General features: G+C 42.6%; 31 protein-coding genes and 1 riboswitch. Of the genes, 27 read left to right on the top strand and 4 right to left on the bottom strand.

Annotated features, from left to right (window positions below; all coding sequences use genetic code 11):
* Window positions 1–45: 45 nt before the first annotated feature.
* Genes V1497_RS17500 through V1497_RS17490 form a run of 3 tightly spaced genes read right to left on the bottom strand, consistent with a single transcriptional unit; the run spans window position 46 to window position 3,308 of the window.
* Window positions 46–924: a transglutaminase family protein gene (locus V1497_RS17500; RefSeq protein WP_349408798.1), complete on the bottom strand. Its 879-nt coding sequence runs from the start codon at window positions 922–924 to the stop codon at window positions 46–48.
* Complete coding sequence (locus V1497_RS17495) at window positions 921–1,862, bottom strand: alpha-E domain-containing protein (RefSeq protein WP_349408797.1); 942 nt, start codon at window positions 1,860–1,862, stop codon at window positions 921–923. Before V1497_RS17495 ends, V1497_RS17500 begins: the two co-directional genes overlap by 4 nt.
* A 15-nt stretch (window positions 1,863–1,877) precedes the next feature.
* Window positions 1,878–3,308, bottom strand: coding sequence for a circularly permuted type 2 ATP-grasp protein (locus V1497_RS17490; RefSeq protein WP_349408796.1), 1,431 nt, complete (start codon window positions 3,306–3,308; stop codon window positions 1,878–1,880).
* A 697-nt stretch (window positions 3,309–4,005) separates the two neighbouring features.
* On the opposite strand from V1497_RS17490, the gene spoIIID reads away from it, so the two are divergent.
* The 11 genes from spoIIID (at window position 4,006) to V1497_RS17435 (ending at window position 12,457) form a co-directional block, all read left to right on the top strand.
* Window positions 4,006–4,272, top strand: a complete 267-nt coding sequence (gene spoIIID / locus V1497_RS17485; protein WP_221567262.1) for a sporulation transcriptional regulator SpoIIID — start codon at window positions 4,006–4,008, stop codon at window positions 4,270–4,272.
* 145 nt (window positions 4,273–4,417) lie between these two features.
* Entirely contained in the window at window positions 4,418–5,413 is a 996-nt protein-coding gene (locus tag V1497_RS17480) for a rod shape-determining protein (protein ID WP_349408795.1), read from the top strand.
* A gap of 95 nt (window positions 5,414–5,508) precedes the next feature.
* The gene (locus V1497_RS17475; RefSeq protein WP_349408794.1) at window positions 5,509–6,330 is read left to right on the top strand and encodes a flagellar hook-basal body protein; all 822 of its coding nucleotides are present in this window, start codon (window positions 5,509–5,511) and stop codon (window positions 6,328–6,330) included.
* Between the two features lie 28 nt (window positions 6,331–6,358).
* Entirely contained in the window at window positions 6,359–7,186 is an 828-nt protein-coding gene (locus V1497_RS17470) for a flagellar hook-basal body protein (RefSeq protein ID WP_349408793.1), read from the top strand.
* 22 nt (window positions 7,187–7,208) lie between these two features.
* Window positions 7,209–7,526 (top strand): DNA-directed RNA polymerase subunit beta, encoded by a 318-nt coding sequence (locus V1497_RS17465; RefSeq protein ID WP_349408792.1) that lies wholly within the window; start codon window positions 7,209–7,211, stop codon window positions 7,524–7,526.
* A 368-nt stretch (window positions 7,527–7,894) separates the two neighbouring features.
* On the top strand, window positions 7,895–8,473 hold the full coding sequence (locus V1497_RS17460; protein WP_349408791.1) for a transposase: 579 nt from the start codon (window positions 7,895–7,897) through the stop codon (window positions 8,471–8,473).
* A gap of 101 nt (window positions 8,474–8,574) precedes the next feature.
* A complete protein-coding gene (gene fabZ / locus V1497_RS17455) occupies window positions 8,575–9,009 on the top strand; it encodes a 3-hydroxyacyl-ACP dehydratase FabZ (protein ID WP_349408790.1) in 435 nt (144 codons plus the stop codon).
* A 24-nt stretch (window positions 9,010–9,033) separates the two neighbouring features.
* Window positions 9,034–9,651 (top strand): arylformamidase, encoded by a 618-nt coding sequence (kynB, locus tag V1497_RS17450; protein ID WP_349408789.1) that lies wholly within the window; start codon window positions 9,034–9,036, stop codon window positions 9,649–9,651.
* A 146-nt stretch (window positions 9,652–9,797) separates the two neighbouring features.
* Complete coding sequence (locus tag V1497_RS17445; RefSeq protein WP_349408788.1) at window positions 9,798–9,977, top strand: hypothetical protein; 180 nt, start codon at window positions 9,798–9,800, stop codon at window positions 9,975–9,977.
* Between the two features lie 297 nt (window positions 9,978–10,274).
* Window positions 10,275–10,700: a hypothetical protein gene (locus tag V1497_RS17440; RefSeq protein WP_349408787.1), complete on the top strand. Its 426-nt coding sequence runs from the start codon at window positions 10,275–10,277 to the stop codon at window positions 10,698–10,700.
* 177 nt (window positions 10,701–10,877) lie between these two features.
* Window positions 10,878–10,964, top strand: a riboswitch (cyclic di-GMP riboswitch).
* A gap of 134 nt (window positions 10,965–11,098) precedes the next feature.
* Window positions 11,099–12,457, top strand: coding sequence for a DUF5667 domain-containing protein (locus V1497_RS17435; RefSeq protein WP_349408786.1), 1,359 nt, complete (start codon window positions 11,099–11,101; stop codon window positions 12,455–12,457).
* A 57-nt stretch (window positions 12,458–12,514) separates the two neighbouring features.
* Here V1497_RS17435 and V1497_RS17430 read toward each other — a convergent pair whose 3' ends face one another.
* On the bottom strand, window positions 12,515–13,048 hold the full coding sequence (locus V1497_RS17430; RefSeq protein ID WP_349408785.1) for a DUF2569 family protein: 534 nt from the start codon (window positions 13,046–13,048) through the stop codon (window positions 12,515–12,517).
* Window positions 13,049–13,315: 267 nt separating this feature from the next.
* On the opposite strand from V1497_RS17430, the gene V1497_RS17425 reads away from it, so the two are divergent.
* The 16 genes from V1497_RS17425 (at window position 13,316) to V1497_RS17350 (ending at window position 23,328) form a co-directional block, all read left to right on the top strand.
* Window positions 13,316–15,337 (top strand): penicillin-binding transpeptidase domain-containing protein, encoded by a 2,022-nt coding sequence (locus V1497_RS17425; protein WP_349408784.1) that lies wholly within the window; start codon window positions 13,316–13,318, stop codon window positions 15,335–15,337.
* Window positions 15,338–15,356: 19 nt separating this feature from the next.
* Window positions 15,357–15,602 (top strand): putative signal transducing protein, encoded by a 246-nt coding sequence (locus V1497_RS17420; protein ID WP_349408783.1) that lies wholly within the window; start codon window positions 15,357–15,359, stop codon window positions 15,600–15,602.
* 8 nt (window positions 15,603–15,610) lie between these two features.
* Window positions 15,611–16,096 (top strand): tetratricopeptide repeat protein, encoded by a 486-nt coding sequence (locus tag V1497_RS17415; RefSeq protein ID WP_349410867.1) that lies wholly within the window; start codon window positions 15,611–15,613, stop codon window positions 16,094–16,096.
* A gap of 17 nt (window positions 16,097–16,113) precedes the next feature.
* Window positions 16,114–16,632, top strand: a complete 519-nt coding sequence (locus V1497_RS17410; RefSeq protein WP_349408782.1) for a GrpB family protein — start codon at window positions 16,114–16,116, stop codon at window positions 16,630–16,632.
* Between the two features lie 18 nt (window positions 16,633–16,650).
* Complete coding sequence (locus tag V1497_RS17405; RefSeq protein ID WP_349408781.1) at window positions 16,651–17,355, top strand: hypothetical protein; 705 nt, start codon at window positions 16,651–16,653, stop codon at window positions 17,353–17,355.
* A gap of 43 nt (window positions 17,356–17,398) precedes the next feature.
* Window positions 17,399–17,824, top strand: coding sequence for a hypothetical protein (locus V1497_RS17400; RefSeq protein ID WP_349408780.1), 426 nt, complete (start codon window positions 17,399–17,401; stop codon window positions 17,822–17,824).
* Between the two features lie 156 nt (window positions 17,825–17,980).
* Window positions 17,981–19,339 (top strand): SMI1/KNR4 family protein, encoded by a 1,359-nt coding sequence (locus V1497_RS17395; RefSeq protein ID WP_349408779.1) that lies wholly within the window; start codon window positions 17,981–17,983, stop codon window positions 19,337–19,339.
* 67 nt (window positions 19,340–19,406) lie between these two features.
* Window positions 19,407–19,622 carry a DUF6366 family protein gene (locus V1497_RS17390; protein WP_349408778.1) on the top strand — a complete coding sequence of 72 codons (216 nt, stop codon included), beginning with the start codon at window positions 19,407–19,409 and terminating at the stop codon, window positions 19,620–19,622.
* A gap of 119 nt (window positions 19,623–19,741) precedes the next feature.
* Window positions 19,742–20,167 (top strand): NUDIX hydrolase, encoded by a 426-nt coding sequence (locus tag V1497_RS17385; RefSeq protein ID WP_349408777.1) that lies wholly within the window; start codon window positions 19,742–19,744, stop codon window positions 20,165–20,167.
* A gap of 49 nt (window positions 20,168–20,216) precedes the next feature.
* A complete protein-coding gene (locus V1497_RS17380; RefSeq protein WP_349408776.1) occupies window positions 20,217–20,948 on the top strand; it encodes an MBL fold metallo-hydrolase in 732 nt (243 codons plus the stop codon).
* A gap of 13 nt (window positions 20,949–20,961) precedes the next feature.
* On the top strand, window positions 20,962–21,270 hold the full coding sequence (locus V1497_RS17375; protein WP_349408775.1) for a hypothetical protein: 309 nt from the start codon (window positions 20,962–20,964) through the stop codon (window positions 21,268–21,270).
* A 103-nt stretch (window positions 21,271–21,373) separates the two neighbouring features.
* Window positions 21,374–21,502, top strand: a complete 129-nt coding sequence (locus tag V1497_RS17370) for a hypothetical protein (RefSeq protein ID WP_349408774.1) — start codon at window positions 21,374–21,376, stop codon at window positions 21,500–21,502.
* A 98-nt stretch (window positions 21,503–21,600) separates the two neighbouring features.
* The gene (locus tag V1497_RS17365; RefSeq protein ID WP_349408773.1) at window positions 21,601–21,894 is read left to right on the top strand and encodes a hypothetical protein; all 294 of its coding nucleotides are present in this window, start codon (window positions 21,601–21,603) and stop codon (window positions 21,892–21,894) included.
* Complete coding sequence (locus tag V1497_RS17360; RefSeq protein WP_349410885.1) at window positions 21,895–22,131, top strand: hypothetical protein; 237 nt, start codon at window positions 21,895–21,897, stop codon at window positions 22,129–22,131.
* A complete protein-coding gene (locus V1497_RS17355; RefSeq protein WP_349408772.1) occupies window positions 22,047–22,745 on the top strand; it encodes an alpha/beta hydrolase in 699 nt (232 codons plus the stop codon). Before V1497_RS17360 ends, V1497_RS17355 begins: the two co-directional genes overlap by 85 nt.
* Window positions 22,746–22,755: 10 nt before the next feature.
* Complete coding sequence (locus V1497_RS17350) at window positions 22,756–23,328, top strand: hypothetical protein (protein WP_349408771.1); 573 nt, start codon at window positions 22,756–22,758, stop codon at window positions 23,326–23,328.
* Window positions 23,329–23,367 lie beyond the last annotated feature (39 nt).

The following is a 23,367-nucleotide window of genomic DNA, read 5'->3' as shown; positions in this document are numbered from 1 at the left end:
AACGCCCAGAGCCTTCTGACTCTGAGCGTTAAAGTCCCACCAATTCTATACTTCCGACTTCACCGTTACATTTTCTTCAATAGCGTGTACGCTGACTTTCACTTCAAGCTTCTGTATGCCGCCGTGGTAAACACCTTTGAGCGGAACGATATCACCATAATCGCGTCCAACCGCGACACGGATATGCTGATCTTTTGCCAATACATTGTTTGTCGGATCAAACCCGATCCAACCAGCTGTCGGCAGCTTGACCTCCACCCAGGCATGGGTCGCAGCATCCCCGCGCATAGCTGAATTTTCTCCGATATACAAGTATCCGCTCACATACCGCGCTGGAATGCCGCGATAACGACATAGAGCAAGCATCAGATGCGTGTAATCCTGACAGACACCCACTTTATTTTCAAACGCTTCAGCAGCCGTCGTATTGACGGTCGTCGTACCAGGTTCATAAGTGAACGTATCGTAAATGTAGGAATTCACCGCTTTTACAAATTCAAATGGATTCTCTGCTTCCTCCCATAAAGGAGCTGTCACCTCTTCACAGATTTCATCCGCAACCTTCGTATAGTCCGTTGTCATCAGAAATTCCGCGTATTGGTGCCGGAATGCCCCTGAAAACAACGCCTCATTCATCTGAGGACTGAATGAAAACGCCTCTTTAAACGCATAAGGATCAATCATGACCTCTGAGGTTGTGACGAGCAAGAGCTCATCATGGTCTTCCCATGCATAGAACGTCTCCACGTGGTTCCCCCAGTAATCATAGTGCACATAAGAAGGCACATTTGGGGTGATTTCCTTTTTGAAGGAGATGCACTCTTGTTTCAGGTCATCAATCGGCTTCAAACGGAATTGATTGATGCTCTGACTCACTGGCTGTTCGTATGTGTAGTGTGTATGCTGGGTGACCCTATATTTCATACACCGACTTCTCCTAAGTAATAGGTTTTATTGATCAAGCGGCCGAGCTGGAAGCAGTTCGACTGGAATTCCTGTAAAAAGCGATGGATATCCTCCGTTAGTACGTCGATGACCGACATCGTCTTGAAGTTATGCCTCATTTTCGCAATCAGCTCATGCAAGTCCTCCGAATAATGCTCGATCTTGCCATTCTCCAGCTCCTGGAAGACTGAATAGACCTGCTCGAGACAGTAGTTGATGGAACGCGGGAACGCTTCATCAAAAAGCAGAAATTCAATAACACGCTCACCAGTGATGAACGGGTGGTGCTTTTTCAAGTACGCCTCGTGTCCACTGACCGATTGGAGAACCGCAAACCAGTGACGGTAGAGGGATGGATCGTTATGCTCCGGATCCTCGGAACGATAGTAATAGATGTTCAGAATCCGTGACGTCTTTTCGGCACGCTCAATGAACTTGGCCATTTTGATGAAAAGGTATGCCTCATCAAAGGATAGCGTTGCTTCAACCATTCCCTGGAACAAGGCCGATTGCCGGATGATCATTTGATAAAATTCATCGATCGTCTCGACCGTCCAATCTTCATGCTTGTACTGCTTTACTTCCCAATAGAAGGCATTGATCATTTCCCAAAGCTCTTGAGGAATAATTTCGCGAATCGCGCGGGCATCTTCACGAGCTAATTTTACACAATTCAAAATCGAGTTCGGATTATGGCTTGAAAAAGACATGTAGTCCATGACGGATTTGGCATCGTAACGATCGTAGCGCTGCTCGAAATCGTCGTGTGCGCCAATGATCGAAATGAGCTCATCCCAATGGTTTTCTTTATGTTCAATACTCCCGATCAACCGTACGGAAATCAAGCGGGCTGTATTTTCAGCTCGTTCAATGTTACGTGACATCCAATAGAGTGAATTTGATACTCTGCTAAGCATGCTTGTCCCTCCTTGTTATTCGGTCATCACCCATGTATCTTTTCCACCGCCGCCTTGAGAAGAGTTGACGACGACTGAGCCTTCCTTCAACGCAACCCGGGTCAAACCGCCTGGGAAAACATGCGGATGCTCGCCGTTGAATATGAATGCACGGACGTCGATGTGGCAGCCGGCGAATTTTTCCCCTCTAAAAACAGGGAGACGGGAAAGCTTGATCATCGGCTGAGCGATGTAGTTGCCCGGATTTTTCTCGATCTGAACACGGTACGCCTCACGTTCCTCTTCTGAAGCATGAGGTCCGATCAGGAGATTGTAGCCTCCGGAACCATCCGTTTGTTTGACGACCAGCTTGTCGAGGTTTTCGAGCACGTATTTCCTTTGCTCTTCGTCTCGTAAAAAGTACGTCTCAACGTTCTTGATGATCGGCTCCTCGCCGAGGTAATAGCGGATCATGCTCGGAACATAATGATAAATCGCTTTGTCGTCAGCTACGCCGTTACCGATACCGTTGCTGATCGTCACATTACCCGCTCTGTACGCATCGATGAGACCAGATACGCCAAGCATGGAATCAGGTCTGAACTCAAGCGGATCGAGGAAGTCATCGTCAATTCGTCGGTAGATGACGTCGACGCGTTTCAGTCCACGAGTCGTTTTCATATAAACGATACGATCGCGCACGAGAAGATCCCGGCCTTCGACGAGCTCGATGCCAAGCTGTTGCGCTATGAAACTATGATCAAAATAAGCAGAGTTGTAAATACCAGGTGTGAGAAGCACGATGTTCGGGTTGCTGACACCGTTCGGAGCAATTGATGATAGGGCATCATGGATGTGAGAAAACTGGTTTTCAAGAGACTGAACTTCATAGTCTTGGAAAAAGTCAGGGAAAATGTGGCGCATGACATAACGATTTTGGAATACATATGAAAGACCTGACGGATTCCGCAGGTTGTCTTCGAGTACTCGGAACTCTCCGTTGTCATCCTTGACCAGATCGATTCCAGCCATAAAGATGTGATTCCGACGTGGAACTTTAATCTTTGTTACTTGAGGATAGAAATGGTTGCAGGTTACGACGAGTTCACGCGGGATGAGGCCATCCTTCAGGATTTGCTGTCCGTTGTATACATCGTCCAAAAAGAGGTTCAACGCTTTGACCCGCTGGATCAGCCCTTTCTCGAGCTTCTCCCACTCATCCTTCGGGATGATGTTCGGGACGAAATCAAATGGAATCGTACGCTCTGTCCCTTGCGTATCATTGTAGACAGTGAACGTGATCCCTTGCCTGAGGAAGTTCTGCTGAGCAGCCTCATGACGGACCTTCAACTCATCTTCGGGAAGGGCCGACAATCGATCATAAAGGGTCTGATAATGACTTCGCGGCCTTCCTGTTTCCTGGAGCATCTCGTCAAAGAACGATTCTGTTTCATACGTCTTGAACATACAATGTCCCCTTCCCATATTTTTATTTTGAAAATTCACACACTTTCAGACTACACTATAAGATTCCCTATATCAAGGCAATAAAACCACTAATACTGTCGAAAAAACCAGGAAATCAAAAACATTTACACCACCCTGTCGCAATTCAGAGGAAAGGCAGAGCTGAGGTGTTGGGAAGTGTGTTGGGAAGTGTGTTGGGAAGTGTCAGGCACTTTCGAGGAAGCCTGCAGTGGAGGGGGTTCTACAGCGGTGTCAGGCACCTTCGAGGAAGCCTACAGTGGAGCGGCTTCTGTTGAGGTGTCAGACACTTCAAAAGGAGCCTGCTATATCAAAGTTCTTCTGAAGTGTCTGACACTTTCAGCCACCCCACACCACAAGAGGCTTCCAAAAAAGTGTCAGGCACCGAATCAATTTCGGTGCCTGACACCTCTGAAATAACGCGGTGCAGCACCGCTATTCCTAAAAAGTAAACAAATTCCCTTGTCCCACTTGACTTTTAGGTATATAACCCCAAATGCAATAATAAAATGTTACAAAACGAACATTAGGGGAACGCGATGAGAAGTCTAAGTAAAGCTGCGTGCGAGCTTAGCAGTCATTACATTCGTAATGGAAAGATGACAATTTAACATGTCGCAGCCTAGATATTGAAGTCTCATTTCGCACCTCTTACATCCAATTTAGGGAGGCGAGTGGTGTGCACGATTACATCAAAGAACGAACCATCAAGATAGGCAGGTATATCGTGGAGACAAGAAAAACCGTTCGTATGATCGCGAAAGAATTCGGTGTTTCTAAAAGTACTGTCCACAAGGATTTGACGGAACGATTACCTGAAATCAACCCGGAGCTGGCCAACAGTGTCAAAGAGATATTGGAGTACCACAAGTCCGTAAGACATCTCCGAGGAGGAGAAGCGACTCGGGAAAAATACAAAAAATCGACCGAAAAGGTGGTCAATTAATTTCTGGGTAGAGAATATGTACTATTATTTGACAAATTTTATCCCTATTCTACACAACTTGTGATACACTTATATAATGGATGAACTACATAAATTTAACAAAAGATATAGCTAATAGAACGAGTTGAAATAGGGGGATATTCAAGTGTTTTCAAGGGATGTGGGTATTGATCTGGGTACAGCCAATGTGCTCATTTACGTAAAAGGACGGGGGATTGTCCTCGACGAGCCATCAGTCGTCGCAATTGATAAAAACACCAATCGTGTTTTGGGTGTCGGTGAAGTGGCTCGTAAAATGGTAGGCCGGACTCCTGGAAATATCGTTGCTATAAGACCACTTAAAGACGGTGTCATCGCTGATTTCGAAACGACCGAAGCGATGCTGAAATATTTCTTGGATAAGATTGATGTAAGGGGGCTGATCGGTAAGCCTAGAATCTTGATCTGTACACCTACGAACATTACGACAGTCGAACAAAAAGCCATCCGTGAAGCGGCTCAGAAAAGTGGTGCGAAACAAGTATTCCTTGAAGAAGAGCCGAAAGTAGCCGCAGTTGGAGCAGGCATGGATATTATTCAGCCTTACGGTAACATGGTCATTGACATAGGCGGTGGAACAACAGATGTTGCCGTATTATCCTTGGGCGATATCGTCACCGCCTCTTCGATTAAAGTCGCAGGGGACAAGTTCGATCAAGACATTCTCGCTTACATCAAACAAAAATATAAGCTCTTGATCGGTGAACGAACTTCAGAAGACATCAAGGTGCAAGTCGCAACGGTCTTTCCAGGGGCTCGGAACGAAGAAATGGATATCCGAGGTCGCGACATGGTAAGTGGGCTCCCGAAAAATATCACGGTTCGTTCTGCTGAAATCGAAGAGGCATTGAGAGAGTCCATTTACTCAGTCGTATTGACTGCCAAGAGCGTGTTGGAGAAAACTCCTCCAGAACTTTCTGCTGACATCATTGACAGAGGAATCATCCTCACAGGTGGAGGAGCGCTTTTACATGGAATCGATCAATTGTTGTCTGAGGAATTGAAGGTTCCTGTCCATATTGCGGATGATCCGATGACTTGCGTAGCACGTGGAACAGGGTTGATGCTTGAGCACATCGACAGATTGCCAGCAGCTCGTTAAACCCAAAAGTATGTCTTGAATCTATCATTTTTTAAAAAGTGGACAAGTTTTATTTGATAGAAGTAGTAACGTAAAAAAAGTAGGAGGAGAGCAGCATGTTTCGTGGTTTTTACACAGCAGCTTCCGGAATGGTTGCGCAGCAACGACGCCAGGATCTATTGACGAACAATCTAGCAAATGCCAATACACCCGGTTTCAAGGCTGACCAGGCCTCCCTTCACGCCTTCCCTCAAATGCTCTTAAGTCAGTTGGGCGGAAAGGAAGTTGGAGGCAAGACCATACCTACGAAAAATCAACTTGGAACGCTTGCGACTGCTGTTTATATGCAAGAAGCGGTTCCAGCCTTCCGACAAGGTGACTTACAAGAAACAGGTAACAACCTGGACATTGCCCTACTGCAAGGCGCAGTGCCGACAGATGAAGAATCAGGGGCAGAGGGTGCTCTGTTTTTCACGGTTCAAAATGGGCAAGGAGAAGTCCGCTTGACCCGGAATGGGAACTTTTCTCTCGATGAAGCAGGAAATCTAGTAACTGCAAATGGAGACTTTGTACTTGATACAAATGGTGATCCAATCCAAATAGAAGGTACAGAATTTACAATGGACTCGAATGGTGTTATCCGAGAGACGGGTGTACAGATGAACGTCGGTCTCGTTCAAAATCCGAATCTATTAATGAAAGAAGGCAACGGTCTTTTCCGTTTGGAAGAGGAAGACGGGCTTGTTCCGGCAACGGACGATCCGAATGTCTCCTATCAATTGAAGCAAGGGTTCGTTGAACGTTCGAATGTGGATGTCGAACAAACGATGGTCGAGATGCTGAGTGCGTATCGCACGTTCGAAGCGAACCAAAAAGTTTTGCAAGCGTATGACCGGACGATGGAAAAATCTTCGAATGAAATTGGCCGCTTAGGCTAAAATCGAGCGGATTTCAGGGGGTAATGAGATGAATCGATCGATGATCACCGCTTCAGTATCAATGGGACAGCTTCAACGTAAGATGGACACGATTTCACATAATCTATCGAACAGTAATACATATGGCTTCAAAAGTAGAAATGTCCAATTTTCAGATCTTCTCTATCAAGAGGTTAAAAGTCAGGCGAAAGAAGGACCAGAAAGTGGAAGGCTGACGCCTGAACATGTGCGGTTCGGGAATGGCTCACGCGTGACCGGTACAATGCTCCAATTGGCGCAAGGATCTGTCACAGAAACCGGTCGTTCCTTGGATTTCGCGCTTTTGGACGAAAATGTCATGTTCCAAATTCGAAAAACCCTTGAAAATGGTGACGAAATCGTTGAATATACAAGGGAAGGGTCTTTTTATCTAGCACCAGTCGAAGGGAATCCAGACGTCATGCAATTGACGACTGCGAACGGCGAAAGCGTGTTGGGTGAAAATGGACCAATTGAAGTACCTACAGGGTTTGATTCCATATCCATCAATCAAGCTGGCCAGATACAGGTCACGATGCCGGATGAAACCGTCGTCAATGCTGGTCAATTTGCCTTTGTTGAAGTGGTTCGCCCTCAATTGCTAGAGTCATCAGGAGATAATCGGTATCGTGTCGCACCGGGAACTCAGCTTGACCAAGCAATCACACAACTGCAGCAGCCTCAAGAAGTGATCCAGCAAGGTGCCCTGGAGCAGTCGAACGTGGATGTATCCCATGAAATGACCCAGCTCCTGACAACACAACGATCCTATCAATTGAATGCCAAAGCAGTTACAATGGCAGATCAGATGATGGGACTTGTGAATACGATCCGATAAGTATCAGTAATAAGGAGTCATTATGGTTCAGAATAATAAAGAATCCAACGGACAACCGTCATCAAGAGAAGAGCATAAAGCTCAAAAAAAGAAGACTGTAGAGCAGCCGGAAAAAACAAGTTCTTCAAGAGAAGAACGTAAGATTGAAGGACAAGCGAAGCTCAGAGAACGCATCGTCCCGATCTGGCTGAGAATCATCCTCGTCTTGCTCGTGTTTGCGTTCGCCCTCGCAGCAGGTCTAGCTGTCGGCTACGGCGTCATAGGAGACGGCGACATGATGGACGTCTTCGACAAAGAAACATGGAATCACATCGTCGACCTCGTCAAAAAAGATCAATAGATAACCAACCCGGACAAAGACGCACCCCAGCGTCAGCCCGGGTTTTTTATTGTCTTTTTTGATGTGCCATTTTTGAAGTGTCAGGCACCGTTTCTAATCCCAGCCGTACCAACGGTTCTGAAACGGTGCCTGACACCTCCCAACAACCCAGTCGTACCAAGGGGTTGAAAAAAGTGTCTGACACCGACAAAAATATTTACCATTTTTTGTCGATTGAAGGTATAATGGTCATAACCTCTCTCATTCATTTCTTCCAAGCTTCGACAATCACGCCCCACTTTCCACCTACTGTCATTTCCATCATCTTCGACACCCAAAACGCCACAATTGTATCCAACCACCAAACACTAAAACAAGGAGTGATGTTTTTGCCTCGCCAGCCACGCTTTTGGTATCCCGGTGCAGAGTATCATATCACCACCCGCGGAAACCAGAAAACCCCGTTATTCCACGATGCGCAAGACCGCCGCGTCTACTTGAACTATTTGAGTGAAGCCCGCATGGAATTCCCCTTCGATCTTTACGCCTACTGCTTGATGACGAATCATATCCACCTCCAGATCAAGACCCACGACACGAACATTCAGCTCATTATGAAAAAGGTCAACCACAGATATGCCTACTACTTTAACCGCAAAAACAACTACGTCGGTCACGTATTCCAGGATCGATACTTCGCAAAGTTGATCGAATCCCCTTTTTATCAAATCGATGTCAGCAAATACATCCATCTCAACCCCGTTAAGGCAGGGCTCGCACCCACCCCCTGTGCTTATGAATGGAGCAGTTACCCGACATACGTCCAATTTCGAAGGATGCCATCCGTCAATCCGTATCCGATCCTCTCTCATTTTCCTTATCCTCAAAATAACGCCTACAAGCAATTTGTCGAAAATGACCCCAGCTTATCCATCACCGGAAAGGAACTCGCCGAAGCTTTTCTGTAAGCACCCACGCCCTACCGGAGCACCTCCCATGACGCGATTTATTTTCCAAAGTGAATTTATGCTATGATAGGGAAAAAGAAGTTAGTCATAGGAGGATACATATGTTGAATATTGACGAAATTAAAGAAATCATTCCACACCGATACCCATTTCTATTAGTTGATAAGATTGTCGAAGTAGAGGAAGGAAAGCGTGCAATCGGCATCAAAAACGTATCTGCGAATGAGGAGTTCTTCAATGGTCATTTCCCTGAATATCCTGTCATGCCAGGGGTCCTCATTGTTGAAGCGCTTGCCCAGGTCGGAGCAGTTGCTCTTTTGAAAAAGGAAGAAAACCGCGGTCGACTCGCATTTTTCGCAGGTATTGATGGCTGCCGTTTCAAAAGACAAGTCCGTCCAGGCGATCAATTGCGCCTTGAAGTCGAGTTGACACGTGTTCGTGGATCCATGGGTAAAGGAAAGGCGACTGCAACTGTTGACGGCGAAGTGGCTTGTGAAGCGGAAATCATGTTCGCGTTAGGTGAAAAGAAAGAGTAGAAAGCCTAAAAGGAGAGTTGTGAGATGAAAATCTGGGATATTTCTCAACCACTTCAAGAAGGGGTTCCCACCTGGCCAGGTGATACCCCTTTTTCGTTCAAGCTTAATTGGACCAAGGAAGAAACGGGATCCGTCAATGTCGGTAGTCTCACATTAAGTACGCATACAGGCACCCACGTTGACGCACCGTTCCATTTTGATGATGAAGGAAAGAAGATGCTCGATCTCAAGCCTGATCTATATGTCGGTGAAGCGCTTGTCGTCCATCTTGAAAACCGGGAATCCATCCAGCCGAGAGACCTTGAAGGTTACGATTTGAATGGCGTAGAACGACTGCTCATAAAGACAGGGTCTTGGAACGATCGGACGGAATTTCCATCCTCCATTACGTATCTATCTCCAGAGCTTGCACCATTTTTAATAGAAAAAGGAATCAAGCTGATCGGCGTGGACGTCCCATCGGTCGATCAAGTGGATTCCAAGGATCTAGCAGCACACCACAGCCTGCTTGACCATGACATCCACATCCTTGAAAGTGTCGTTCTAGATGAGGTAGAAGAGGGAGTCTATGAGCTCATTGCCCTTCCGCTTGCGCTTGCTGAAGCGGATGCAAGCCCGGTACGCGCGATCTTAAGAAAATAAATATTAAGGCTATGTTAGCGAGTTGTAAAAAGCGTAACGATTCCTTATACGTTCGGTAAATTCTAACAATTCCGACGAAAAATCGACTATATTGGAATTAACCGGATACAGCCCGGTTAAAACTTTGCGATTTATAAGGAGAGTGAATGAACGTGAAAAAAGGATTTCTCGCTAAACTTGCCTCTGCACTATTCGCAATCATGTTAATTACTGCTTGTAATGGAAACGCTGAAGAAGAACCAGGAAACGAAGAACCAGCTAGTGAAGAACCTGCTGAAGAGGAAACAAACACCGAAGATGGTGAATCATCTGAAGAAGGTTCTTAACTATAAACAGTAGGCATAAAAAACCTACCTCCCTCACCCTCACATTTGAGCTGCCTCGCGCAGCTCTCTTTTTTTATGTTTGGGCTCTGTTAAAGGTTGTTGTTGATTTTGAACAGCTACAGGCGGGCGCTTTCCGCTGTCAACGCTTCTTATTTCCTTTAGTATCAACAATAAAAGCTAACAGAGGCTATGTTTTTTAAATTTAGGCTTGTTTCCGTATTGGGAGCTTTGATAGAGTGTCACTATACCATAATTATCCAAAAATATTGAGGAGTTTATTCGAAGGGAGTGATACGTTTGAAAGCTACGATTTCGGGGATTGCAATCTTTGGGCTGTTGATTCTCTCACTCTTCTTATATGACAAAAATCAAGAACTGCAGCTCGAAACTAACAAACAGCATAATCGAACACTGGTCGTCTATACCCAAGATCTCATCTACGGCTTGAAAAAGGATGATGAGGGATTGCTGAAGCTGACCTTAGCCCACTTTCAAGGGTCCCCTCCAAGAATCGAGGACATCGAAGGCGGAAAAGAAATGCTCAACAACTATGAATCCCTCATAAAAGGGTATCTGAACGAAGAAAGAAGCGAAGCCGAGAAAGAAAATATATTGACGATATTAGAGACAGTATTTCAAATATTAGTAGAATCCGAGGAATTACGCACACAAGACATCGAACACATTACCAAACTTTTAAGTAGTGTCAGACACTTCCACTAACCCCTGTCATACCAAGCTTCTTTGGAAGTGTCTGACACCTCTCACAATCCCTTTCCCACCGGGCTTCATTGAAAGTGCCTGACACCATATGAAAAAAGTACTAGATATTTTCAGAAAAAACAGGTATTTCCTCCCTTACCAAAATCGTGTCGAATTATTGTATACTAAAAGTAATCATATAGACAAAGGCAAAGCTATCGAAAGGTAGTGACGCAAAGCTAGAGGGACTAAAGGTGATTCCACCTATGTCAGCCAGTTGCCTAAGGACCAGTCATACATAGTGAAGACGGATCCCTCAAAAAGGGTCTCAAGGCATATTACAAGGTTGCTAGTGCTGAACAACCTCGTAATCTGCTTTTTTTATTTTTAAAAACAGAAAACAGAAAGGGATGAAGGACATGTACAAGAATTTTGTCGTAATAATGAGCGCGGTATCCTTGCTCATTTTCGGAGCATCTCCAGCTGCATTCGCGAACACAAGCGATTCGACGCCATCTGTAGAATTGTCTGATGAAACGTCGACAGAGGAAAATTCTGAGGAATCTACTACTGAAGAAACATCCAACGAGGAAGAGACTTCTACAGAAGAAGGTTCATCTGAAGAATCTACTGAAGGTGAAACAGAAGAATCAACTGAAGAAGAATCTGAAGAATCAACTGAAGAGGAAGAGTCTACTGAGGAAGAAGATGAAGAGGCTGAAGAAGAGGAAGAGCCATCTCTTCTACCTGGAGATTTCTTTTATTTTGTAAAAACATTGATTGAAAATGTCCGTCTCTCCATAGCGTCAAATGACTATGATGAGGCAAAGATCCTAGCAGAAATCGCATCAAACCGCATCGCGGAAGCTAACGCACTTTTTGCAGCTGGTGAAACAGAACTAGCACAGGAAACACTTGAAAAAGCGATTGAAGCCCAGGAAGCGGCTCTTGAAAAATCAGAGGAAAACGAAGAGGCTTCTGAAGAAGAAGGTAAGGAATCTGGCACAGAAGACGAAGAGTCAACTGAATCAGACGAAGAAGCGACTGAAACAGAAGAAGAATCTTCAAAGGAAGAGGAATCCTCTGAAGAAAATGAAGAAGAGTCCGAAATGGATGAGCTTCAATCTAAGCTTTCCAAAAATATCGATGCTCTACTTCTAGCGCTTGCGAACGTTGAAAACCCTAAAGCTCAAGAAGCACTCATGAAAAATATCCAAAAAGCATTTGCTAAGCTAGACAAGAAAATCGCAAAGCTTGAAGAAAAGTACGATAAAAAAGAAGACGAAGACGAAGAGGAAAAAGAAGAAGAGTCTGATGAAGATGAAGAAAAAGAAGAAGCTTCAGAGGATGACGACGCTAAAGAAGATGAAGAAGACGAGAACGAAGACGAAGAAGAGAAGGATCATGTAAAGAAGCATAAAGAAAAAGCTGATAAAAAAGAGCATCACAAGAAAGAAAAAGAAGAAAAGAAACGAGAAAAATCGAACGAAAAGCATGAGAAAAAGAACGAAAATCGTGGAAAAGGCAAAAATGACCACGATGATGACGATGAAGACGAAGATGAAGAAAGAGAAGAACGTAAAAAAGAGCGAGAAAAAAAGAAAGACCGTGATAAAGAAGAAAAGCGTGAAAAGAAAAAAGACCGAGAGCGCGATCGTGATGAAGACAAAGACGATGATGACGACGAAGATGAAGATCATGATGACGAAGAAGATGACGACAAAGACGAAGATGAAGAAGACGACGAAGATGAAGACGAAGATGGAGATGACGATTAATCCGCATCATCCACAACGAAAGGAGACTGCTGAACAGCAGTCTCCTTTTACAATCCTTTAAAAGGTTAAATTGTTATGAGCAAACGGCTGCTCTTTCGGTTTACCGATGAACGTCGCCTTGACCCGTTTGGACCTCAGCAAGTAAGGAATCCAGATCAGACATACGATAATTGAACCGGCTTGCTGGCGGAAGGATTGCCCTTTAATATATGCGAGTGTGTCTGCGGTAATCGGGAGCGTACTGAAAATCCAGTTCGTAATGATGCCGTCCGCAATCGCAAAAACCGTAATCCCGACGAGATAATAGATCATGAACTTTGGAAATGCCGCATGCTTCGTAAACAAAAGCCATAACGCAACGAGGGTCAGCAAGATAATCCCAAAATCAACGGCTACATTGATCCAGAAGACGGGCTCGAACCAAGCGTGATATAACGGATTCCCAGGCTCTGTCAGCAAGCTCCAGGCTGGCGTGTGATAGACTGTCCAGTAATTTTGATAGAGAGAAAACATCCGTATGAAAGGGACAGACAGTAGACCGATGATGATCAGGATCAACCAGCCGCCGATTCCTTCGTGTTTTACACTCATGGGCATTCCCCTTCTTCCTTTTTACAATTTCCGGAACCGAAATATTTTAAATTTCTGGAAAACTGTTCGATAATAGACGTAAGGTCATTTGTAATGACTATTCCCGTTTAATCGCACCACGACACTTCCACACATGCACATGCATAACCAATACCCTACATATATATGGACATGATGAACACCGAATTGTCCTTTTTCTTTATTGCTTATTTCAACCGACAAGAGAGAAATCCTTCCAAAATCTACAAAATAGTAAAGGAGACCGATATGTACCGTAAAATTATCCTATTATTTGGGCTGCTGCTCCTTCTTGCAGCCTGTTCAGAAAAGCCGCAGCCGGAAACGACCTTTAAAAGCTATATGAAGGCATGGGAACAACAGGATTTTGAAAAAATGTACAACCATCTGTCCGAGAAATCGAAAGCTACCATTTCCAAAGAGGAGTTCGTTACACGCTATACCGACATTTATGAAGATATCCAGGTTAAGGACTTCGATTTTACATACAAGCTTCCTGAAGAAGAAACGGATTACAAAGAGGAGGATACCCCTCAATTCGACTTCAATGCAAAGATGGAAACAATCGCTGGACCGCTTGAAATCAACCATCAGGCCGCCCTTGTTTATGAAAAAGGAGAAGAAACCGACAAATGGGCGGTGAAATGGAACCCTTCGATGATTTTTCCTGGCATGAAGGGGGACGACAAAATTCAGCTGACGATTTTGAAGCCGAAGCGGGGGGAGATTTTTGACGTTAATGGCGAGCCACTCGCGGCTAATGGTTATGTCCAGGAGGTCGGACTCGTTCCAGCTTGGATGAAGGAAGACAAAGAGGAAGTGAAAGAGACGCTTGCAGAGCTTCTCAACATTTCCATCGAAAGCATCGACAAAGCGCTTTCCCAATCGTGGGTAAAAGATGATTCCTATGTCCCACTTGTGACCATTTCCGCAAGCGACCAGGAGAAAATCGATGCCATCCGTCCGCTCAATGGAACGAAATTTGTTAAGAAAAAAGCACGCGTTTATCCATACAAGGAAGCGGCAGCCCACTTGACGGGCTATACCGGGCCGATTACAACGGAACAGCTTGAGGAACGAAAAGACAAAGGCTATACAGCGAGTGATATCATCGGTAAAAAAGGACTTGAGCTCGTTTTAGAGGAAGAGCTTCGCGGAGAGATCGGTGCGGAAATCTTCATCGTCGACAAAGACAAACAGCGCCAGGACCTGCTCGCGAAAAAAGAACCTGTCGATGGTAAGGATATTAACCTGACGATCGATATTTCAGTCCAAGCGCTTCTCTACAATCAGATGCTGAAAGAAGCTGGCACAGCCACAGCCATCAATCCGACCACAGGTGAGGTTAGAGCGTTGGTTAGCACGCCAGCATTCGACCCGAATCAATTCGTTCTCGGGATCTCATTAAGTGCATACACGGCGCTGCAAGAGGACCCATTGATGCCGCTCACGAACCGGTTTACGAGAACCTATGCACCAGGTTCAACGTTCAAGCCGATCACAGCTTCCATCGGGTTAAAAACTGGGGCGATCGATCCTGCTGAGGAAAAAGCGATCCCCGCCAACAACCAGTGGAAAAAGGACTCGTGGGGCAACTATTACGTGACGAGGGTAAAAAGCAGTGATACCAAGGTAAACTTGAAGGAAGCACTCGTCCGTTCCGATAACATCTACTTTGCCATGTCCATCCTAGATATCGGGGAAGACCCGTTTTTACAAGAAGCTGAGCAATTCGGTTTCGGTGAGAAAATCCCGTTCGCGTATCCGATCCAAGCGTCTCAAATCGCAAATGAGGGAGACATCGCAAGTGAAGTCCAGCTTGCCGACACCGCATACGGTCAAGGTCAAGTCGAGATGAGCGCGCTCCACCTCGCTATGAGCTACACACCTTTTGCTACGAAAGGAACGCTGTTAAAGCCAGTTCTTTTAAAAGAAGATGAAAAAGCACAAGCCTGGAAACAGGATGTCATCAGTGCGGAAACCGCAGAGCTCATAACGAAAGATCTCATTCAGGTGATCGAGAGTCCGCAAGGCACAGCGAAGGAAGCGAAAATCAAAGACCTGCAACTGGCAGGAAAAACCGGTACGGCTGAGCTGAAGAAATCCAAGGACGAAAAAGGAACTGAAAACGGCTGGTTCGTCGCATGGAACACCGAAGATCCATCCCTTCTCGTTTCCATGATGATAGAAGACGTCCCGATTGAAGAAGGCAGCCACTATGTCGTGCCTAAAGTGAAATCCGTATTTGAAAATGTGTTTGCTTCGCAATAATGGAAGGGTGGAGGTCACGATGCTCCGAAAACTAATCTCATATTTGAAGGAGAACAGTTGGAAAACGGTGTACTTCACGCAAAAGACCGATGAATACGGAAGGGTCAAAGGACTCCTGAATGATGCGGGGATCAAGTCGAAAACGAAATCGTCGACACCGATGGAGAGCGGTGAATTAGGAGGCGTAGCAACCTCCTATGACATCATGGTCCGGCAAAAAGACCTCCAAAAAGCGAACGAAGCTATTCATAACAGCAGCCGATAGGAGATTGAATCGTGCAGAAATTAGAGGAAGCATTAAAGCTGAGGCAGGAAGGCCATTATCAGCAATCGAACGAAATCCTTGTAAATTTGGTGGAGGAGTATCCAGAGAATGCTTCGCTTCATTACCAGTGTGCATGGAGCTTTGACCTGTTAGGTGAAGAAGCCAAAGCCGCACCCTATTACGAAAAGGCGATCCAATCAGGGTTGGGTGAAGAAGAACTGAAGGGTGCTTACATAGGTCTTGGGAGCACTTATCGTACGTTAGGAGAATACGAGAAATCGAAGGATGTCCTGCAAGAAGGGATGGCGCGCTATCCGGAAAATCGAGCCATCCAAGTTTTTTATGCGATGACATTATACAACATGAATGAACATCACCGTTCAATGGAGCTCCTGCTTCAATGTCTAGCTGATACGACGAGAGACGAAGAACTAGCGAAATACAAGAAAGCGCTCCAGTTTTATTCCGATAAACTGGATCAGGTGTGGAAATGAGTTAAAGGAGTCCGAGTATGAGAAAAGTGGAAGTAACACCTTACAATTCAGAATGGAACGTTCGATTTGAGGAAGAGGCGAGTGTTCTGCGCAGGATATTTGGACCCGAGCTGGTCACCGTCCACCATATCGGAAGTACGTCGGTAGAGGGTCTCCAGGCTAAACCGATCATCGACATCATGCCTGTCGTGAAGGATATTGAAGCCGTCGATGCTTTCAACGATCAAATGATGGCGATTGGCTACGAACCTAGAGGAGAAAACGGGATTCCAGGTCGTCGATACTTTCAGAAAGGCGGCGACAACCGGACCCATCACATCCATATTTTTCAGGAGGGTGACCCAGGAGTCGAACGACACCTGGCCGTTCGGGATTACTTGCGTGCCAAACCTGAAGCGCGAGATGCATATGGATTCCTGAAAGAAGAACTCGCCGAGCGCTATCCGCATGACATGGAGTCTTATATCAAAGGGAAAGAACAATTTGTGTTGGATTTAGAGGCCAAGGCGTTAGAGTGGTATCACTCCATAAAATAGAGACAGGCAGGAAAACGTATGGGAATCTATATTAAAATGGATACGAAAAAACAGATAGGTGATGAACCATCCGCCCACTCATTCTTTGATTTGTTGGAGACCAATGGATTGAACATAGGGAAGATTGGATTGTTTGAGCCAGTTAAAGAGGCTTTTACAAGAGAAGCAGCGGTTGAGATGTGGACGAAAGAAGAGCCTGGAATTTTTGACGTCTCCACCAACACGATGGTTGGGAAAGCCGGAGGTATGATCGGCAAAGGAAAAGGGTTTTGGTTCAGCTCGAATTGGTGGCAGCATCCAAAAGAGGACACATTAAATCATGTGACCCTTTATATGAATAAAACGTTTTTCAATCAAAAGAAGGCGATGGTTCCACCCTTTTTTGAAAATCTCGTAAATGAATTCAATGCCATCTACGGGTATGTGGCTGAAGAGGAAAGCATCGACAGACAGCATACAACCGGAAATCTGCTTGATCGATTACCTGGCGTCTTTTGGCTGAACTTTTATTCTCCCGTTTTCGTCGATTATCTCACTAAAGAGCAATTACATCATTTTTCATGGCATAACATTTATGAACAGAATGAAGGCATCGTAACGCAGCTATCTAAAAGCCCATTCGACCCCATGATGGCTGAGCTGGAAAAACAAGCCCAAGAAGCTTTCGGAACATCCAAATTCAATGGCAGAGCTCAAGATTACCCAGATATACTTGGAACGTAAGGATGACGATGCATTGTTGAAGTACGAATGGGAGATATGGTTAATGAAAAAGTTCATATTTTTATTAATAAGTATACTTCTAATAACAACTAGTTGTTCAGGGAACGAATTAAAAGGAACGAAACCACCAATACCAGATGTTGAAATCGACTCAGAGAAGATTCCTGTGGTAAGGGGAGGGTATTGTTGGTATGAGTGTGCGGACACTGCGACTATACCAGAACTTGTTCAAGGAAAAGAGCCATTAATCGTCTCCAAAAATTCTAAAATCACCATTACCTTTAATTACGAACCTGAACCAAATCAGATTTCAATAACTCGTATGAAAAAAGGCGAAGAAAAAGTCTACAACCAATCATTGAAGGTACCTTCTGAACAAGGGGTGTACTATTATAAAATAAGTGCAAGATGGGATTATGATGATTTAGAAGCCGATTCATCTTACGCATTTGTGATTGAAGTCAAATAGAGTATTACACTTCAAGTAGCAGTTGCGCTACTTGGAGGAGATATTCCAGAATAGGTGCTATTCTTTTTAAAGGAGAATAGCTCTTTTTATAAGAAATTAATGATTACGAATCCAAACAATAATTTCCAAATGATAATCAATAGGGATGGTTTAATAATGAAAGATTATAAAGAGCTTTTAGCAAAGTGGGAGCATATCCTTCATAGGGTGGAAAACAACAACGGTACTGTCCACCCAATCGAGCTCGGTAAAAGAGCGACGAACCAGGAGATAAAAAAGAAAGAAAATGAGGTAGGGTATGATTTACCGCCTTCTTATAAACACGTTTTACAAAACGTAGGGAAATCCCTATCTTTCTATTACTCCTTTTCAGAAGATACTATGATTCCAAGTGAATTTAGAGATATTTTCTCTGGGGAGATCAATTGGAATATTGATTATTTACAAGGACTAGATGAGTTAGCGGACGACTTGATGGATGGTGATGAAGATTACGGTAAGACGCTTAGAGGTAAGCTGGAGTTTGCTCATTCAGCAAATGGAGACATATATGCATTTGATATGTTGGTGGATGGTCAAGAGAAACCCGTTATTTATTGGGATCATGAAGAGGATGAAGTTACTTATATTGCAGATTCTTTTATTGACTACTTATGGAGGATTACAGAATTAGGCTGTGTAGGCAGTGAAATTTGGCAGCTTGAGTATTTTCTGAATGATGCAGGCCTGGAAACTACAAGTCCGGCTGCGCATAGATGGAAGAGTTGGTTTCGTTCATTTACAGAGACAACAATAGACGATGTTAAACATGATAAGGATCTACTTATCTCTTATGTTATTTACAAAAAGAAATTAGATGATGATGCCACCTACTTACTCCAGCAAATTGACAAAAAAGAGTTATTTGACGTGCTTCGACAGAAGTTAAATAAACGAAAGGATTATAATGATCAAAAAGTAATATGTGAGATCATAGGAAGTGTCTTAGGGGATTATGCAAAGAATTGGGTCGAAAGCCTTTGGAAAGAAGAACAAAATATTATAGATTCATCATTACGCTCCTATCTTACAGCAATGTGTATGAGTGAGGCGAGAGGTTTAAGTTTGGTATTTAATTATCTTTACGACATATCCAACAATCAAATAAACGGTTTTGAGGCACTAAATCATCTTGGTTCTTTCCATTCAAGAGATGTTCTTTCTTGGATGGAGATTCATGTGAATTTTCCTGTGACAGAATCCTGGGACGAACTCTTTGTTAGGTCTGAATTTACTTGGTCTGACATAAAGAAGTGGTCGAAATTGGAAGAAAAACATGAAGTAACTTTAATTCATGCTCTTGAAAAATATGTATATGGCAAAAGGTTTAACCATGAACCATTTCATAGTATTCCAGATTTACCAACTCAATCAGAATTTATTGAATTACTAGTTGAATTACGAGATAAACAAGTATTAAAAAAACGAATTTCCCCCCTTGAAAATGTTATCCAAAACATTCATGTCTTATATTAAAGTAAATTAATAAAGATGCTCTGCACTATGAAATATAAATTTAAGTTGTTTCATAAGGGGGATTCTTGTGAGTGGTAATAGAGAACGACCAGAGGATTTACGAGAAAGGCTTAGACAAGAAGAGATAAAAAGAAATTCAGCCAGTAAGATTGGTGATGGGTTTGATCGGTCGCAAGGTGGAAGCCTTATTGATTTAGTTGGTAGCTTAGGTTGGAAAGGTACAGTACTTCTTCTTGTTTTGATCATATCAGGATACATACTATTTTCGGTACTATTTAATTAACGAGGGCATATTCAGGATTGGATATGTCTTTTTTATCTAAAAATAGATTGAGTTGGAATGAATTATTTGAAATAATTGGAATTACCATGTAGGTTTATAGGGTTCAGGGGGGATCGTTTTTGTTCGTCGTAAATGTAGAAGGTGCTATTCATCGAAATGATAAATGGCTCTTAATCAGAAGAAGTGAGAAGGAAGAACACGCAGGAGGTTCTCTTTCACTTGTGGGAGGAAAGTGTGAAGTTGAAGGAGACTCCACTGATATCCTAGAAAGAACGTTAAAGAGAGAGGTTTTTGAAGAAGTAGGTAGTGAGGTTGCAAACCTTAAGTATGTAAATAGCTCTTCCTTTGTTACTGGATCAGGGATAAATGTCATTGATATTGTATTTTTGTGTCACCATAAATCTGGAGAACCATACGTCAAAAGCACTGAAGAAGTTGATGAAGTTGTATGGATGACTGCTTCAGAAATTTTATCTCAGAAGGATATGCCGATATATCTAAAAGAAAATATCAAACTTGCAGAGAAGATCCTACAAAACAACTGAACAAGTGAAAAAGGTATTTTAGGGATATAAATAAAACTAGAGGATACCTATGAAAACGAAGAACTTAGTAGAGTTATCTAATAATGTATGGATGTATCCATATTCACATCAAGGTATTCAACCAAACATAGGAGTTATTATTACAGAAGAAGGTACAATTCTAGTTGATAGTGGAAACAGCCCGATTCATGCAGAAAATATAAAACAAGCATTAAACGGAATTGATGCACCTCCAGTAAAATATGTGATATATACACATCATCATTGGGATCATACATATGGTGGTTCAATGTTCAACTCAATTATGATCAGTCATGAACTTTGCTATGAGCAGCTTAAGATTAATTCAGAACTAAAATGGAGTACAGAAATTTTAGAGGAGGAGATAAGGAGAGAACCTTTACTTGAGACGAGAAACAAGAGAAAAATGGAACTTATTAACGATTGGGACAGTTTTGAAATCAAACTTCCTAATATCACGTTTAAGGATAGAATGATGCTTCATCTGGGAAGTACTTCCCTCGAACTAAAATTTATTGGCGGTATTCACGCTTCCGATTCAATTCTTGTAAAGGATCTAAAATCTAATATCCTGTTCGTGGGGGATTGTTTCTATCCTCCTCCAATACATTTAAGGAAAAAGGAAGACACTCATTCATTAGATATTCTAAAAAAATTGGTTGCAGAGGAAGCCGATTTATATATTCATGGACATGGTGAACCAGCTGACCGAAAAGAATTAGAAGATTTCATTTATCAAAATGAGAAAAAGCATCTATAAATGAGGGTGAATTATGGGGTTAGATCATACAACACCACAAGGTCTAATATTATTTATTAGTATTATCAATATAATAATCGCTTTAGTTGCTTTTACTTTTTCGCACATATACGAATCGGAGGATAGGAGATGGATTAAACTTGTAATGAGTTTAATCTTTGGATGGACTTTAGCCTATATTGTAGTGGCTACATTTACTTACTTAAGAAGAGAAATAAGCATCTCAGTAACCTCAATGGACATTGGAATTTATGGTTCAGTAATAGCATATGCTTGCTCTCAAATACTTCTTTATGGGTTTTTTGATAAATCTAAATCATAATCATAGATTTTTATTTTAAATGAAAGATCCATATTAATTTTTGGAGGTGAAACATATCAGTAATTTAGCATTCTGGGTAACATCTATTGGTGGGCTATTGTCTTTGGGAGCATTTATTTGGTATTACGCTTCGTTAGGGAAAAGTATTTCAAAGGAAGAAAAGGAAGCTGGAGAAGATTTGACATTTAAAATCAATCCTTTTACAGGATCATCTAAAGGCGAGGACAAATAAATCATTACAACTGACATATCCAAAATAGGGTATGTCATTTTTTGTGAAATTTTTTATTGAGTTGGGTGTAATGATTTGAAATAATTGGTAAGAGGTGATTGAAAATAAAAACGCTTAAATTAATAGGTGGCACTGTTGTAAGTGTCATCTTAGGTTTCGTATTTAATGGAGGGTTAGACCTAGAGGATCTTAAATTTCAAAGGAGCATAAGGAAGTTAAGAAAAGAAAGTTGGTTTAAGGAACTCAGTGATAATGGTTGGTATTATGAACGAATCTATCATAATGAAGCGGTTCGAGAATACTTGCTTCAGGACAATATCGTTGAAAAGATTAAAAAGGATGAGCAACATCAGCGTTATTTAAAATCTTTAATTATGGAGGGAGGGCAATAAGTGATTGAAAACCATCAAAAACATACGACTGAGTTTGTGGAGTTAAACGGTAGTAAATTTTATGTCCGATGTTTCGGGGAAGGTGAGCCGATCGTTTTTCTACATGGCGGTCCTGGTAGTGAGCATCGTTTCTTTTTACCACATGTCTACCCTTGGCAAACTCATTCAAGTTGGTTTTGTATGACCAACGAGGGTGCGGTCGATCGGAAGCATCCAAGGATCAAACGTATTCTATGAAAGATGAAGTTGAAAATTTAGAGCTCCTCCGACAGAAGTTAGGCTTAAACAAAATAAATCTATTTGGTGAGTCATGGGGATCGATGCTCGCTTTACTTTACGCCACAACTTATCCGGATCATGTACATAAAATCGTACTAACAGCTGCGATAGGCGTAACAGCCGAAGGTATGGAAAGGTTCAGGAAAGAGCTTGAGAATCGATTGACGGATGAGGATAAAGATAGACTTTCTCTAATAAAAGAGGGTCTCGAAAAAGGAGAGTCAACAATAGATGACCTCCTGAAAGTATTGGATCCCTATTATGTTTACGCCAAGGGTACATTACAACGAAAAGAAAAAACGTCAATTCAGCATCAAGTCAATCAGGCTATCGGAACAGATATTGCAAACAATTATGATTTAAGGGAAGAGTTACTGAAACTATCCAACATTCCGATCGTTGTTATACAGGGAAGTCATGATATCCTTACTCCTTCCATTATCCAAGAACTTTTAATCGATCATATCCCGCATTCGGAATTGGTAACCATCGATCAATGTGGACATTGGACTGTGGTAGAAAAACCAACCGAAGTCAACAACATAACAAAGGAGTTTTTACGTGGTACATAGTTAGGAGGGGATGGGGATTTTCTATAGTAAAACGTTCTTGATATTGTTCAGTGCTTTACTTTTATTTATTGTTAATCGGTGTAATCCTCTAGGAAGCAATCCATCATTAGAAGACAAGATTAAATCAGAAATTAATAATCCTAGCGTTAAAGTTCTATATGAGGATCCCATTGATAGAATTGTAGTTTTTTCTGCTGAGACACAAAAAAAACAGTCTGCGATTATAATAAATAAATATATCAGTAAAAATGGTAAATTATCCTACAGTTCGAATAAAGCAAGGGCAAAAGTGATAGATCCTGAAAAGAAATATGCTTTTGTTAGTTTTTTTAATCGATCGAATACGTCCAATCATAGAGAGAACATTTTGTGGGGATTTGTACTTAACTCTCCAGATGCAGATAAAGTAAAATATCAACTAATGTCAAGTGACGGAGAAGTTATTCAATCAGGAGTTGAAGCAGTTCAAGAGAACGGTATCATTTACACAACGCTACCTGACACCATAAACCTACGTAAGGTTTATAAACTAACATATCACGTATTAGATATAAAAGGAGAAATATTATTTGAGGATTCATAGCGGGCATATGTTATATGAAAAAGTTTTTGGAGGGACTAC

The sequence above is a fragment of the Pseudalkalibacillus sp. SCS-8 genome, assembly GCF_040126055.1.
Taxonomy (GTDB): Bacteria; Bacillota; Bacilli; order Bacillales; family Fictibacillaceae; genus Pseudalkalibacillus; species Pseudalkalibacillus nanhaiensis.
Note: the sequence above shows the minus strand (reverse complement) of the source record. Positions and strands in the feature narration are given on the sequence as shown.